Source organism: Pseudomonas sp. NPDC008258 (assembly GCF_042956345.1).
GTDB lineage: Bacteria > Pseudomonadota > Gammaproteobacteria > Pseudomonadales > Pseudomonadaceae > Aquipseudomonas.
The window spans coordinates 125,202-139,462 of sequence record NZ_JBIBGE010000003.1 but is presented as its reverse complement, the minus strand read 5'-3'; the positions used below and the strand labels follow the sequence as shown (position 1 = coordinate 139,462).

11 protein-coding genes are annotated in these 14,261 nt (G+C 61.6%); 5 read left to right on the top strand and 6 right to left on the bottom strand.

Annotation, left to right across the window (positions count from 1 at the left end; all coding sequences use genetic code 11):
• Window positions 1-123 precede the first annotated feature (123 nt).
• The 4 genes from ACFY9W_RS03510 to ACFY9W_RS03495 form a co-directional block, all read right to left on the bottom strand.
• Entirely contained in the window at window positions 124-801 is a 678-nt protein-coding gene (locus ACFY9W_RS03510; RefSeq protein ID WP_391125808.1) for a DUF3313 family protein, read from the bottom strand.
• A gap of 159 nt (window positions 802-960) precedes the next feature.
• Window positions 961-2,256: an FAD-dependent oxidoreductase gene (locus tag ACFY9W_RS03505; RefSeq protein WP_391125805.1), complete on the bottom strand. Its 1,296-nt coding sequence runs from the start codon at window positions 2,254-2,256 to the stop codon at window positions 961-963.
• A gap of 13 nt (window positions 2,257-2,269) precedes the next feature.
• Window positions 2,270-3,358, bottom strand: a complete 1,089-nt coding sequence (locus ACFY9W_RS03500) for an extracellular solute-binding protein (RefSeq protein WP_391125802.1) — start codon at window positions 3,356-3,358, stop codon at window positions 2,270-2,272.
• Between the two features lie 69 nt (window positions 3,359-3,427).
• A complete protein-coding gene (locus ACFY9W_RS03495; protein ID WP_391125799.1) occupies window positions 3,428-4,786 on the bottom strand; it encodes a glutamine synthetase family protein in 1,359 nt (452 codons plus the stop codon).
• A gap of 172 nt (window positions 4,787-4,958) precedes the next feature.
• On the opposite strand from ACFY9W_RS03495, the gene ACFY9W_RS03490 reads away from it, so the two are divergent.
• Window positions 4,959-5,858, top strand: a complete 900-nt coding sequence (locus ACFY9W_RS03490) for a helix-turn-helix domain-containing protein (RefSeq protein ID WP_391125796.1) — start codon at window positions 4,959-4,961, stop codon at window positions 5,856-5,858.
• Window positions 5,859-6,085: 227 nt separating this feature from the next.
• Complete coding sequence (locus tag ACFY9W_RS03485; protein ID WP_391125794.1) at window positions 6,086-7,996, top strand: hypothetical protein; 1,911 nt, start codon at window positions 6,086-6,088, stop codon at window positions 7,994-7,996.
• Window positions 7,997-8,115: 119 nt separating this feature from the next.
• Here ACFY9W_RS03485 and ACFY9W_RS03480 read toward each other — a convergent pair whose 3' ends face one another.
• Window positions 8,116-9,501: an aldehyde dehydrogenase family protein gene (locus ACFY9W_RS03480; protein ID WP_391125791.1), complete on the bottom strand. Its 1,386-nt coding sequence runs from the start codon at window positions 9,499-9,501 to the stop codon at window positions 8,116-8,118.
• 106 nt (window positions 9,502-9,607) lie between these two features.
• Here ACFY9W_RS03480 and ACFY9W_RS03475 point away from each other — a divergent pair, with 106 nt between their 5' ends.
• The 3 genes from ACFY9W_RS03475 (at window position 9,608) to ACFY9W_RS03465 (ending at window position 11,818) form a co-directional block, all read left to right on the top strand.
• Window positions 9,608-10,474 carry a LysR substrate-binding domain-containing protein gene (locus ACFY9W_RS03475; RefSeq protein ID WP_391125788.1) on the top strand — a complete coding sequence of 289 codons (867 nt, stop codon included), beginning with the start codon at window positions 9,608-9,610 and terminating at the stop codon, window positions 10,472-10,474.
• Between the two features lie 136 nt (window positions 10,475-10,610).
• On the top strand, window positions 10,611-11,054 hold the full coding sequence (locus ACFY9W_RS03470; protein WP_391125785.1) for a carboxypeptidase regulatory-like domain-containing protein: 444 nt from the start codon (window positions 10,611-10,613) through the stop codon (window positions 11,052-11,054).
• A 242-nt stretch (window positions 11,055-11,296) separates the two neighbouring features.
• Window positions 11,297-11,818, top strand: a complete 522-nt coding sequence (locus tag ACFY9W_RS03465; protein ID WP_391125783.1) for an acyloxyacyl hydrolase — start codon at window positions 11,297-11,299, stop codon at window positions 11,816-11,818.
• Between the two features lie 129 nt (window positions 11,819-11,947).
• Here the strand turns inward: ACFY9W_RS03465 and ACFY9W_RS03460 are convergent, their stop codons facing one another.
• Window positions 11,948-14,077, bottom strand: coding sequence for a TonB-dependent siderophore receptor (locus ACFY9W_RS03460; RefSeq protein WP_391125780.1), 2,130 nt, complete (start codon window positions 14,075-14,077; stop codon window positions 11,948-11,950).
• Window positions 14,078-14,261 lie beyond the last annotated feature (184 nt).

The window sequence follows — 14,261 nt, the reverse complement described above, 5'->3', positions numbered from 1 at the left end:
ACCGGTCGGAAAGGGGTGCGAAGCGCCCCCAGGATTTCGGCATGGGTGCCTATGTTGCTGGGGCCGCTTTGCGGCCCTTTCGCGACGCAAGGCCGCTCCCACAGGTACTGTGTACGGCGATTCTTAGCGGGCTTTCTGCTTCGCCTCCAGGAAGCTCGCACGCATGTCCTTGGCCCAGCCATCCAGCACCGGCTTGACGTCATTAAGGGTCAGCTTCTGGGTATCGTTCTCCAGCTCCTGGCCCGCACCTTTGCGTACCACCTGGGCGAGTACCTTCTGGTTGGCCCCATCAAGGAACGCCGCCTCCACCCCCACATCCACATCCTGGTCACGGCCACCCGTGGCGGTGTTCACACCTGCCGCGATCAGCGCGATGGGGATGACCTCGTAGGGCTTTAGGCCCTCGTTGCTGGTAGATACTGCAGTAATAGCCGGGCGTACCACGATCACACCCGGGCCAGGACCTTGTGCGAGCGGCATCACACTGCCGATTTCACGGCGCAGGGCCTCATTGAAGTAGCGGGTGATTTCCCCCAGCGTCTGTTGCGTAATAACTGCTGTCGGCTGTGGCTTGGGGTAGAACTGGCTGGGCTCGATGAACACCTGGCTGTACTGGTTGATATTGACCTTGGGGTCGATCCAGCGCATCACCGGGTCGCCAGACGGGCTCTTGGCTTCTTGCAGGCGGCTGTAATCCTTGAGGAAGCCGGAGTAGTCCTTGGGGTCCACGCGATTGCTGGAGCAGGCGGTCACGGCAAGCAATGCGGCGCACAACAGGGTAATGCGAGGCAGTGATTTCATGATGAAGGCGCATCCATGAGAGGTCGGCCAGAACAACGCTAGCAGGTGCATGACAGTTGGCCAGTGGGCGGGTTCAACTCGGGCTGCTGATTCTGTTCAGGTATCTTGCGCATCGCGGGCTTGCCCCCCTCTGTAGGCAGCGTGCACGCCCGCACGCTATCAACCGAGCGCTTCTCGCAACCGATACCACAGCATCCCCAAGGCCAGCAGCGGTGAACGCAGTGCCTTACCACCGGGGAAGGTCAAATGCGGCACGGCGCTGAACACATCCAGGCCGTGGCTTTGGCCGAGGGCGATGCTTTCGGCCAGCAGTTTCGCCGTCCAGTGCGTCACGTTCAGCCCGTGCCCTGAATAGCCCTGGGCGTAATACACGTTCGGGTGCTGGCTCAGGCGCCCGACTTGGGGGAAGCGGTTGGCGGTGATGCCGATCATGCCGCCCCACTGGTAATCGATACGCACATTGGCCAGTTGCGGGAACACCTTCATCACTTTGGGCCGCATGTAGGCAGCGATGTCCTTGGGGTCACGCCCGGAATAGTGGCAGGCGCCACCAAACAGCAGGCGGCGGTCGGCGGTGAGGCGGTAGTAGTCCAGGCCGACCTTCTGGTCGCACAGCGCCATGTTCTGCGGTATCAAGGTAAGGGCTAGCGCTTCGGGCAGGGGTTCCGTGGCTACCACGTAACTGCCGGCCGGCAGCACCTTGCCACTCAAGCGGGGCTCCAGCTCATCGAGGTGGGCGTTGCAGCCCAGCACCAGGCTGCCTGCCCTCACTTTGCCGCGAGCCGTGTGCAAGATCACGCTGGAGCCGTGGTCGATGCGCAGCACCGGGCTTTGCTCGAAAATGCGCACGCCCAGGCCGTGTGCCGCACGGGCCTCACCCTGAACCAGATCGAGAGGGTGAAGGTGACCCGAACCCATGTCGACCAGGCCGCCGGCGTACTGGTCGCTGGCTACAATCTCGTTCAGCTGCCCGGCACCTACCAGGCGTGTTTCATGGCGATAGCCCAGGGCCGAAAGTTCGTCCTGCTCATCCTTGAAAGCGGCGAACTGGGCTGCTGTGTTGGCCAGTTCGCAAAAGCCCCAGCGCAGGTCGCAGGCAATGCCATAGCGGGCAATGCGGTTGGCCACCAGCTCCACCGAATCGATGCCGGCCTGCTTCAGGTATTGCACACCCTCCTGGCCGACGTGCCGGGCGAAGCCGCTGACGTCGTGGCCGATACCGCGAATCAGCTGGCCGCCATTGCGCCCGCTGGCGCCCCAGCCGATGCGCCGGCCTTCCAGCAGCACCACCGAAAGGCCGCGCTCGGCGAGCTCCAGGGCAGTATTTACACCGGTCAGGCCACCGCCGACCACGCAGACGTCTGCCGTAACTTCGCCATCCAGGCAGGGGTAGGGTGCCGCATCGCGTGCCGTGGCGGCATAGTACGAGGCGGCGTGTTGAGTATTGAAAGGCATGGGCGTTCTCGACTCAGCGGTTGGACTTGATCTTGCTCCAGGAACGGGTCATGACGCGCATGATCTTGGGGCTGGGGGTGCTGGAGATGTACAGCTTGTCCAGCACATCCTGGGGTGGGTAGATTTCGGGGTTGTTCACCAGTGATGCATCCATGTAGGCCTTGGCATCCGGGTTGGCGTTGGCATAGCCCACCGTCGCGCTGACTTTGGCGATCACCTTGGGGTCGAGCAGGTAGTTGATGAACGCCAGGGCCTGTTCGGGGTTGCTGGCATCCTTGGGAATGGCCAGCAGGTCGAACCACAGGTTGCTGCCTTCCTTGGGAATGCTGTAGGCCACTTTCACGCCGTTCTTGGCTTCTACTGCACGGTTGGCGGCCTGGAACACGTCGCCGGAGTAGCCGAAGGCCACGCAGACATCGCCATTGGCCAGGTCGGAAACGTATTTGGAGGAGTGGAAGTACGTGATGTATGGGCGCAACTCGAGCAGGCGGGCTTCGGCTTTGGCGTAGTCGGCCGGTTTTTCGCTGCGCGGGTCCATGCCCAGGTAGTTGAGCATGGCCGGGAACAGTTCGTCGGGCGAGTCCATGAATGCCACGCCACATTGCTTGAGCTTTTTCAGGTTCTCAGGCTCGAACAGCACCGCCCACGAATCGATATGGTCGACGCCTAGCGCTGCCTTGACCTTTTCGACGTTGTAGCCGATGCCATTGGTCCCCCACAGGTAGGGCACGGCGTACTGGTTGCCGGGGTCGTTCTGTTCAAGTTGCTTCAGCAGGTTGGGGTCCAGGTGCTGCCAGTTCGGCAGTTTGCTGCGATCCAGTGGCAGAAAGGCGCCAGCCTGGGCCTGGCGGGCCAGGAAGTGGTTGGAGGGTACCACCACGTCATAGCCGGTGCGCCCGGCCAACAGCTTGCCTTCCAGGGTTTCGTTGGAGTCGAATACGTCATAGACCACCTTGATGCCGCTGCTGGCCTGGAAGTCGGCCAGGGTGGTGTCACCGATGTAGTCGGTCCAGTTGTACACGCTCACCGAAGGGGTGGCGTGGGTAGTGGTGGCGAACAGCAGGGTGAATGCAGCGGGGATCAGGGCTTGCAGATGACGCATGGGGACACCTCGTTGGTCTTGTTCTTCGAGTTCGGTGTAAAGGGGGCAGCCAAGCACCCCCTGTGCGGTTCAGACGCTCAGCATCAGGAACTCGCGCTCCCACGAGCTGATCACGCGCTTGTAGTTCTCGTGCTCGGCACGTTTGACGGCCACATAGCCCTGAACGAACTGCTTGCCCAGGTACTGCTGCACGGCTTCGCAGTCTTCCATGTGCTGCAGCGCGTCCTCGATGGTGATCGGCAGGCGCAGGTTGCGCCGCTCGTACGCCCGGCCCTGTACCGGCGCGCTGGGGTCAATCTGCTCGACCATGCCCAGGTAGCCGCACAGCAGGCTGGCGGCAATCGCCAGGTACGGGTTGGCATCGGCACCCGGCAGGCGGTTTTCCACGCGCATCGCCTCGGGGCTTGAGGTAGGCACGCGCAGGCCGGCGGTGCGGTTTTCTTCGCCCCACTCGACGTTTACCGGTGCCGAGGTGTCTGGCAGGAAGCGGCGGAACGAGTTGACGTTGGGCGCGAACATCGGCAACAGCTTGGGGATGTACTTCTGCAAGCCGCCAATGTGGTGCAGGAACAGCGGGCTCATGCTGCCGTCTTCGTTGGCGAAAATCGGCTTGCCGGTGGCGATGTCGACCACGCTCTGGTGCAGGTGCATGGCACTGCCCGGCTCGTCGGTGATCGGCTTGGCCATGAAGGTGGCGGCCACATTGTGCTTGAGCGCCGCTTCACGCATGGTGCGCTTGAACACGGTGATCTGGTCGGCCAGGTCCAGCGCATCGCCGTGGCGGAAGTTGATCTCCATTTGCGCCGGGCCGTCTTCGTGAATCAGCGTATCCAGGTCCAGGCCCTGGATCTCGCACCAGTCATAGACGTCTTCGAACAGCGGATCGAATTCGTTGGCGGCGTCAATCGAGAACGACTGGCGGCCACTCTCGGCACGGCCAGAGCGCCCCAACGGTACTTGCAGCGGCAAATCCGGGTCTTCACAGCGCTTGGTCAGGTAGAACTCCATCTCTGGCGCGACGATGGGCTGCCAGCCTTTGTCGGCGTACAGCTTGAGCACTTTCTTCAGCACGTTGCGCGGCGACAGCTCGATGGGGTTGCCTTGCTTGTCGAAGGTGTCATGAATCACGATGGCAGTCGGCTCGATCGCCCACGGGATCTGGTACACAGCGCTTGGGTCGGGGCGGCAGACCATGTCGATGTCGGCGGCATCGAGGAGGTTGTAGTAGATGTCATCATCTACGTAGTCACCGGTGACCGTCTGCAGCAGCACGCTTTCTGGCAGGCGCATGCCTCGTTCATGCAGGAACTTGGCGGTGGGTGCGATCTTGCCGCGGGCGATGCCGGTCAGGTCGCTGATCACGCATTCGACTTCGGTGATGCGGTGTTCTTTCAGCCAGGTGTACAGCTGATCGAAGGGGGCGTTCATACAGACCTCTTGGTTGGGTTTTTGTGTGGGGGCGGGCAGCTGTTACAGGGCTTGTCAGGTGAACCGCTTCCCAGGTGACGCGCTGGAGACTATCTTGGTCTCAGCCCCCGGGGCCGATCTATCCATTTTCTTCGGCAAGCAATGCACCAAAAGAGTGCAACTAGGATCTCGCGTGAAAACGCCCAATGCGCTGCAAGTCCAGGCCTTCCATACCACCGATGTCTCTGAGCAGGTGCGCGCTACCCCTGGTTGGCAGCAGCACTACCGGCAGATGTCGCCGGGGCATTTCAGCGGTGAACTCCGCTGTCTGGGGATGGATGGCGTGGAGGTGTATGAGGAGCGGCTCAATACCCGGGTAGAGCAGTTTTTTCGAGCCCCGAGTGGCTCACTGGCGTTCTGTTTCGACCGCAGTGAAAACAGCCTGTATCTGCTGAATGAGCAAAGCCGCAATATCTGGATCACCCCAGAGAACTATCAGGAAGTGGCGGTGGTATTCGACCAGGCGTTCCTGGCCCGTCATGGCCTGGACCCGCAACGCCTGGAAGGGTTGTTCATGGTGCCGCTGGGCAGTGGGCAGAACGCACTGTTCGGCAGTTGGCTCAGCGCCACGCTGACGCGCCTTGGCGAGGCGGATTGCCCGCTGCAGGGGCAGGCCTTGGCGGAGCAATTGCTGGAGGATTGCCTGTTCATCCTCGATAACGCCAGCCAGCGCCTGGAGGGCGTGGCCTTGGGAAGGCGTGACGAAGAACGGGCGATCATGCGCCGGGTGAGCGAGTGGGCGGCAGATTGCCCCGAGGAGACCTTGAATCTGGTGGAGTTGGCGGAGGTTGCAGGGGTTTCGCTGCGCCAGTTGCAGCAGGCGTTCAAGGCATTTACCGGAATGCCACCGGCGCAGTGGTTGCGCCTACGCCGGTTGAACGGTGCGCGTCGTGATTTGCTACGCGATGGCAAGGGGACTGTGGCCGAGGTAGCGATGCGTTGGTCGTTTTGGCATTTAGGAAGGTTTTCAGAGAGTTACCGGCAGTTGTTCAAGGAGTTTCCCAGCGAGACCTTGAAGCGGAGCAGGGGTTGAGGGCGGCGGGCTCAATGGCCTTTTCGCAGGTGAGCCTACTCTCAAAGAACAACCGCTAAATCATTGATATAGCAGGGACCTGTGGGAGCGGGCGAGCCCGCGAACACCGGCAAGGCCGGTGCCATACACCGAGTGGCCTGCTTCGCGGGCATGCCCGCTCCCACAGGTATTCCACAATCAGCGCCGAAAGTTGCTATCGTGCCGGCCTGATTCCAACCGAGGTCACGATGTTCTACCTGCCTTTGCCCAGCGATCGGGCCGACCGCCTCGCCAGCGAGCCCAATAGCGACTTCTTCAGCACCGCCAGTGTGCTCGACGCCGCCACGGTGCTGTTCGTGCAAAACCTGCCGCGCCCGCCCGCCACCGCGTCGGCCGACGCGCAAGAGCGGCGTTTCGCCGAAATCGTGCGCATCGCCAACGAAGTCGAGAGCGCCGCCCCCGGGCGCTTCCAGCGCCAGGTGGCCCAGCACTTCGATCGTGAGGCCTTTGCCATGGGCCTGGGCATGTTGGGCGAAAACGGCATTGCGCTTTTGTCGGAAGAAGTCGAGTACCAGGCAAACGAGTTGCTGGATGCTGAAGGCCAGTGGAATTTCCAGTTCGCCGATACCTACCGCCAGCGGGCCACGCCGCTGCACCCGGTATACCTGCCATCGCTGGCTAGCGACCTGATGCTTAGCGACCAGCAGAACCGCCTGTTGCGTGAATTCCTCAGTGGCATCGACGAGTCGGTGGCAGTGCAAGGCTTCGCCGGTACTGGCAAGACCTTCCTGATTCACCAGTTCGCCCGCCTGCTGGAGCCACAGCGTACGCTGCTGTTGGCACTGACCGAAGGCCAGTTGCGTGCTCTGCAGGCGCGGGTGAAGGACGCTGCGGCCTACACCGCACTGACGTTTGGCCAGCTGGCCGACGAATTGCTGAACCGCGACCTTACCGCCAACGGCTGGCGACTGCGCGATCCCTATCGCACCAAGCTGTCGTGGCGCCCGCAGGACGCGCAAGTGGTGCGCTGGCTGGCCATCCCCGACATCGGCCCGCTTGCCGCACGTGATGTGGTTGCCTTGTGCGTGCGCGCCGTGCGCACGTTTTGCCACAGCGCCGACACTCAGCTGCAACTGCACCATCTGCCTTGGGCGGGGCCTGGTACCTCACCGCTGGATCAGGAAGTGCTGTTGGAAAAAGCGCGGCTGTACTGGCAAGAGCTGATTCGCCCGTCTGCACGGGAGATCCAGTTGCCGGTGCGTGACTACCACCGGGTCAAACTGCTGTCGTTGACGGGCTATGTGATCGACAGCCGCTATACCCACGTGATCGTCGACGAGGCCCACGAGCTGTCGGCACCCATGCTTGCCGTGCTGGACCGCAGCCCGCAGTCCATCATTGCATTGGGTGACGAGCTGCAGAACCTCAATGGCCTCAGCCCACACCATGGCAGCTTCATCCGCCAACGCTGCATCGACCACTCCCTGCGTGCGGGGCCAGCCATGGACAATGTGCTCAACCCACTGATCCAGGCGCACCCGGCGGCGATCCAGGCGGCCTTCAGTGGCAGTGCCGAGCACTACACCCGGGTCAGTTTTTTCGATGCCGTGACAGTGCCTGAACAACCCACGGCGCTGATTGTCGATGACGAATGGGGCTTGTTCGGCTGGTTCCAGCGCCTGACGCACCAAGGCGTGCCGTTCGTTTTGCTGAAAAGCGCACGCAAGGACTTCGAGCTGTTCGTCGAGGACTGCATCGAGCTCTATCGCTACGGCACCCGGCCGCGTCACCCGATGCTGTTCCGATATGCCAGTTGGCAGGCGCTGGAGCAGGACAAGGGGGATGACAAGGCCTTCCTTGCCGTGGCCACTATGCTGCGCAAAGGCTATACGCCGGAGCATTTTGCCAAAGCCAAGAGTCGCTACCGTTGGGACAAGGCGCCCAAGCTGTTTCTCGGCCGGGTGCGGGATGTAAAGAACATGGAGTTCGCCCGGGTGATGGTGTCAGCGGAGCTGATGGTGGCGCCGCAGGTGGCGGGTAACCGCAATGAGCGGGCGCGGATGCTGGCGGGGTTGTATACCGCGTGTTCGCGGGCACGGCATGAGCTGATTGTGCCGGGTGGGATGCTGGACTGGGTCAAGGACCAGGTCCGGGATTGATATGCCTGGGGCTGCTTTGCAGCCCTTCGCGGGCACGCCCGTTCCCACAGGGTAATGCACAATCCTGTGGGAGCGGGCGTGCCCGCGAAGGGCCGCAGAGCGGCCCCAAGGGTTTTGAATCAGTTACGGTCCAGCCATACCGTCTGGGCATTGGTGAACTCGCGCACCCCAAAGTGCGACAACTCACGCCCGAAACCGCTCTTCTTCACGCCACCGAACGCCACGCGGGGGTCGGATGCGCAGTAGCCGTTGATGAACACGCCACCGGTATCCAGCGCTGCGGTCATGCGCTCGGCCAGCGCATAGTCGGCGGTGTAGATGGTCGAGGCCAGGCCGAACTCGCTGTCGTTGGCCAGCTCCACCGCATGGTCGGCGTCACGGGCAGTGATGATCGCCGCTACCGGGCCAAACAGCTCCTGCTTGAACGCGGTCATGTCCGGAGTCACATTGGCGAACACGGTCGGCGCGTAGAAGTTGCCTACGCCCTCTACCTTGTTGCCGCCCAGCAGCAGGGTGGCGCCCTCGGCGAGGGTTGCCTGCACCTGGCCATCCAGCTCGTCGCGCAGGTCGTAACGAGCCATCGGGCCAATGTAGGTTGCGTCGTCCAGCGGGTTGCCGACTTTCAGCTCGCGAGTGGCTTCAACAAACTTGCGCGTGAACTCTTCGACAATGCTTTCTTCCACGATCAGGCGCTTGGCCGCGGCACAGACCTGGCCGGTGTTCTGGTAGCGGCCGATGACCGCAGCCTTGACGGCGGCATCCAGGTCGGCGTCGGCCAGCACGATGAACGGGTCGGAACCGCCAAGTTCCAGCACGCACTTTTTCAGCGCAGCACCGGCCTGGGCACCAATTGCCATGCCTGCACGCACGCTACCGGTGAGGGTAACGGCGGCGATGCGTGGGTCGTTGATGGCGCGGGTAACGCCCTCCGGCGTCACGTTCAGTACTTCGAACACGCCTTCCGGCAGGCCGGCATCCTTGAACAGTTCGCCCAGCAGGTAGGCGCTGCCCATCACGTTCGGCGCATGCTTGAGCACATAGGTGTTACCCGCCAGGATTGCCGGTACGGCGCCACGCAACACTTGCCAGACCGGGAAGTTCCACGGCATCACGGCCAGGATCGGGCCAAGCGGGCGGTATTCGATACGGGCTTTTTCAACCTGGGTCGCTTCCGGTGCCAGCATGGCCGGGCCGTGCTCGGCATACCAGCGGCACAGGCCGACGCACTTGCTGACCTCACCACGGGCCTGGGCTATCGGCTTGCCGATTTCGCGGCTGATCATCTGGGCAAAGGCTTCGGCCTTGCTTTCGAGGGTGCTGGCCACGGCGAGCAGGTACTCGCTGCGCTGACCCAGCGACACCTGGCGCCACTGGCGGTAGCCAACCTTGGCACGTTGCAGCGCCGCTTCCAGTGCGGCGTCAGTATCGAACGGGTAGGCGCCGATCTGCTCGCCGCTGTACGGGTCGAGGGAGATGGCGTGGGTCAGGCTGCTGATCGCGCTCATGGCGGACACTCTCGTTGTTGTTAATCAGTGACGCCAGACTAGTGGGCTATGGCTTTAATGAAAACTGAATAATAATGAGCGAAACATTCACGTTTGGAGAAAGGCTGTGGACCTGGTGCAACTGGAGATCTTCAAGGCCGTGGCAGAGCAGGGCAGCATCAGCGCCGCCGCGCAGCACATTCATCGGGTGCCGTCGAACCTGACCACGCGCATCAAGCAGTTGGAAGAAGACCTGGGCGTTGAACTGTTCATTCGTGAAAAAAGCCGCCTGCGCCTGTCACCTGCCGGCTGGAATTTCCTTGAATACACCCGGCGCATCCTTGATCTGGTGCAGGAGGCGCGGCTGGCCGTGGCCGGTGAAGACCCGCAGGGCACCTTCGCCCTTGGTTCGCTGGAGAGCACGGCAGCCGTACGCATCCCGGCCTTGCTGGCGGCGTATAACCAGCGCTACCCGAAAGTTGACCTGGACCTGTCTACCGGGCCCTCGGGGACGATGCTTGAAGGTGTGTTGTCGGGTCGCCTGGTGGCGGCGTTTGTCGATGGGCCGGTGCTGCACCCGACATTGGAGGGCATGCCAGTGTTCGAGGAAGAGATGATGGTGATCGCGCCACTCAACCACGCGCCAGTCACCCGCGCCCAGGATGTCAACGGTGAGAGCATCTACGCCTTCCGCGCCAACTGCTCCTATCGCCATCACTTTGAAAACTGGTTCGTGAAGGACCAGGCGGTGCCGGGCAAGATTCACGAGATGGAGTCGTACCACGGCATGTTGGCCTGTGTCAGCGCTGGCGCCGGCCTGGCCATGATGCCGCGCAGCATGCTCGACAACATGCCCGGGTGTAGCACGGTCAGTGCCTGGCCCATGTCGGAGGATTTCCGCTACCTGAAAACCTGGCTGGTGTGGCGTCGGGGCACAGTATCGCGCAGCTTGAGCATGTTCGTGAAACTGCTTGAGGAAACCAGTACAAACTAATGATCTATATATAAATTAACGTTAGCTTGATGAGTTAGTGCCGAATGTCACGACCCTGACCACGTACTCGGCAGAACGCCGTTACGCCTGAAGGATCAGATACTAGGTAAGCCATCCTCGAAAGGAGGGTCGTACCATGCGTAACCATCACTATGCCCTCGGCGCGGCATTGCTGATCACCTTGGCGCTGCCATGGACCCTGGCTGCCGCCGCCGATCTCAATGCCCCCATCGACATGCAGGCCGTTCAGCTGCAACCCCAGGAACAGAACGGCGTGCGTTTTCTCCAGGGAGGCATTGGCCAGGATGAGGCCAATGCCCTGCGCAAAACCCCAGGCTACGACTTGCATATAGAGCTTTCTACCGGGCCGAAAGGCAAGTTCGAGAGCGGTGCCAATGTCGACATCCAGAGCGCCCAGGGCCACTCCGTGCTCAGTGTCACGGATGCCGGGCCGCTGCTGTATGTGCAGTTGCCTCCTGGCAAATACAAAGTGACTGGCAACGCTCAAGGGCAGACGGTGCAGCAAATGGTGACCGTTAACGGCAAGGCGCCTGCAACGGTGAGCCTGAACTGGCGTTAGCGCAAAACGGGCAGGAGTACGTATGTACTCTTGCCTGGGCGGAGTACTTCATCCAGGCCATGCAGACTGCACCTGAGCAAGCTAATTAGCCAATAGTGGCAATTCACTTTCAACTTTCTGATTATCTAGACAATAATCAAAAAACTATTACTTCGTGTGACCGGGTTGGATGCGCCGGTCACCCAATAAAATCGAGGGGCCAAAGCCCCCGCTTGCCGTGTAGACCATCAGGAGAGTCGTTGATGAAAACCCGTCTAGCAGCATCGCTGGCCGCTGCAGTGCTGGCCTTTGCAGGGGCCAACCTGGCCCAGGCCGCGCAGGTGTCCGGTGCGGTTGGCGCCACTGGCCAAGGCGACATGACTTACCGTATTGGCGTGTCGTTCGACTGGGACAAGAAGTGGCTGGAGAGCAGCACCGGTTATCTGACCGGTTATTGGGATGCGGCCTACACCTACTGGGAGGGCGGTGACGCCAGTGGTGCACATTCGTTGTCGTTCAGCCCGGTATTTACCTACGAGTTCAGTGGTTTCACCTATACCCCGTACATTGAGGCGGGTATTGGCCTGGCGGCGTTTTCCAAGACCGATGTGGGCGACCAGCGCATGGGCTCGGCAGTGAACTTCGAAGACCGCATCGGCTTTGGCCTGAAGTTGCCGGGCGAGCAGAAGGTGGGGATCCGTGCGATGCATTATTCCAATGCGGGGATCAAGCAGCCGAATGACGGGATCGAGTCGTACTCGCTGTTCTACAGCAAAGGTTTCTGAAGCTGGGGGCCGCCGTGCGGCCCATCGCAGGCAAGCCAGCTCCCACACCAACCGCATCGCTTTTAAAGGATGCGCCGCACCTGTAGGAGCTGGCTTGCCTGCGATGGGCTGCAAAGCAGCCCCAGTCGTTCAGAATGTATAGGAAACCCCAGCCTGCACTGTCCGAGGTGCCCCCGGGTAGGCGTAAAGGTTGAACGCCCCCTCGTCGTACTCTTTGTTGAAAAGGTTCTTCACGTCCAGGTTCAGGCGCACGTGCTCGTTGACCTTGTAGAAAGCCAGCAGGTCAACCACGGTGTACTGGTCCATGTTGTAGGTCACCGCCTCGGTCTGGCCATTGCGGTCATCCACATATTTCACCCCAACCCCCAGGCCCAGGCCTTTCGCAAAGCCGTCCTGGAACTCGTAGGTGTTGAGCAGGCTGAACGTGTTGCGCGGGATGTTCGCCAGGCGTGTGCCGGTGGGTAGGCGGTTGTCCTTGGTCACTTCAGCGTCGACATAGGCGTAGCCGCCGATCACACGCCACTCCGGCGTGATGTTGCCCGCAATGTTGATATCCAGGCCACGGCTGCGCACCTCGCCAGCGGCCAGGCTGTAGTTGGTTTTTGCCGGATCCAGGGTGAGCACGTTTTCCTTGACGATGTGGTACACCGCTGCATCCACACTAAGCTGGCGATCCAGCGGCTCCCACTTCACGCCCAGTTCGTAGGACTTGCCTTTTTCCGGATCAAAGCCACCTCCCGCAAACGGCGTGCCGCTGTTGGGCTTGAACGAGCGTGCGGTGTTGGCATAAACCGCAACCGTATCGGTCAGGTCGTAGAGCAGGCCGAAGCGCGGCGTGACCCCGTTTTCGCCCTTGCTGAAGTCGCCGGCATCGGTCAGCTTGTTGTCGTAGTCATGCTCGAAGCGCTCGAAGCGCACCCCTGCCAGCGCCTTCAGGCGCTCGGTCAGCGCCACCTGGTCCTGGATGAAGAAGGCCCAGGTTTGCAGGTTTTCCTTGTCCCAGGTGGTGGTGCGGGTAAGCGCTGGCCGAGTCTGGCCCAGGACCGGGTTGTAGATGTCGATAGGGTAGGTGCCATTAACCGCAGAGGAGCGCTGAATGATCGAGTTGTAGTCGTAGTTCTCGTACTCGACGCCGGTCAGCAGGGTGTGGCTGAAACCGCCCGTATCGAAATGCCCGGTCAGGTTCAGCTGCCAATCACGATCGGTCCACTCGAGCTTGCGGTAGTTGAAGTTGCGCTGCAGCGTGCGGCCGTCTGCCGGTGCGCCGTTGGCTTCGACAGCGTTGCCCTTGAGCGAGCCATCGAGGAACTGGAACCCACCTGCCAGCGTCCAGCTGTCGTTCAGCAAATGCTCGAAACGCACCTGGGCCATGTTGTTGTCGTTGTGCAGCAGGTTGTCGCTGCCTTTTTCCCATATGTAGGTATCACGCGAAGCGCTGCCGGTCTGTGTTGCATAGCGGGTCAGGCCGCGGTCCAACGGGTGGTTGTTACGCATGAAGTCGCCTTCGAAGATGATCTTCGTGGCGTCATTGACCTGCCAGCTGATGACTGGCGCCACATCGTAGCGCTCGCTTTCCACGTCGTCACGGAAGCTTTCACCGCCTTCACCCAGCACATTCAGGCGATAGGCCAGCGAGCCGTCGCTGTTCAGTGGGCCAGTGGCGTCCAGCGTGGCGCGGTGCATGCCCTGGTCATCGAACTGGCTGCCCAGGGTGACCTTGGACTCTGGCAGGGGCTGCTTACTGACCACGTTGAACGTACCACCGGGGTCGCCACGGCCGTACAGGCTGGTAGCCGGGCCACGGATCACTTCCAGGCGCTCGACGGTATTGGCGTCCGGGGCGTTGGGGTAGCCGCGGTTGATCGGGAAACCGTTGCGGTAGAACTCGCCGGTAGTGAAACCACGCACGGTAAAGGTCGTCAGGCCCTGGCCGCCAAAGTTGTTGGCGCGGCCTACACCGCCGGCGTAGTCCAGGCCGTCCTGCAGGCGCGTGGCGCCGGTGTCTTCCAGCACGTCCTTGGGCACCACGCTGACCGATTGCGGCGTTTCGTGCAGCGCCGTGTCGGTGCGGGTGGCACTGGCCGAGCGGGTGGCCTTGTAGCCCTGGACCGGGCCATCGGCGCGTTCACTGTCGGCGCTGCCGGTGATGCTGAGGGCCTGGAGTTCGATCTGCGCGGGTTCGCTGAGCGGTTCAGGCTCGGCAAAGGCCAGCGGGGAGACAGCATGAAGCACACAAAGCGAAACGAACGTGCGACGCATCGACGGTACGATCCTGGAGTAGGGCGCTGAGGGAGAGGGTAAGGAAGCGTCGCGAAATTACTACGAATCATTATCAAATGCATTCTTTTTAAGTGGCACTGGTGTACCAGATACCAAGCAGGCAGATCGGTGCTGGATTCTTCGCGGGCACGCCCGCTCCCACAGGGATTCACTTTTCCTGAAC

What these genes read in the sequence shown, in the direction of transcription:
- ACFY9W_RS03480 (WP_391125791.1), bottom strand. Translation starts at nt 9,501, where the DNA reads ATGAGCGCGATCAGCAGCCTGACCCACGCCATCTCCCTCGACCCGTAC.
- ACFY9W_RS03485 (WP_391125794.1), top strand. Translation starts at nt 6,086, where the DNA reads ATGTTCTACCTGCCTTTGCCCAGCGATCGGGCCGACCGCCTCGCCAGC.
- ACFY9W_RS03495 (WP_391125799.1), bottom strand. Translation starts at nt 4,786, where the DNA reads ATGAACGCCCCCTTCGATCAGCTGTACACCTGGCTGAAAGAACACCGC.
- ACFY9W_RS03470 (WP_391125785.1), top strand. Translation starts at nt 10,611, where the DNA reads ATGCGTAACCATCACTATGCCCTCGGCGCGGCATTGCTGATCACCTTG.
- ACFY9W_RS03500 (WP_391125802.1), bottom strand. Translation starts at nt 3,358, where the DNA reads ATGCGTCATCTGCAAGCCCTGATCCCCGCTGCATTCACCCTGCTGTTC.
- ACFY9W_RS03460 (WP_391125780.1), bottom strand. Translation starts at nt 14,077, where the DNA reads ATGCGTCGCACGTTCGTTTCGCTTTGTGTGCTTCATGCTGTCTCCCCG.
- ACFY9W_RS03465 (WP_391125783.1), top strand. Translation starts at nt 11,297, where the DNA reads ATGAAAACCCGTCTAGCAGCATCGCTGGCCGCTGCAGTGCTGGCCTTT.
- ACFY9W_RS03505 (WP_391125805.1), bottom strand. Translation starts at nt 2,256, where the DNA reads ATGCCTTTCAATACTCAACACGCCGCCTCGTACTATGCCGCCACGGCA.
- ACFY9W_RS03510 (WP_391125808.1), bottom strand. Translation starts at nt 801, where the DNA reads ATGAAATCACTGCCTCGCATTACCCTGTTGTGCGCCGCATTGCTTGCC.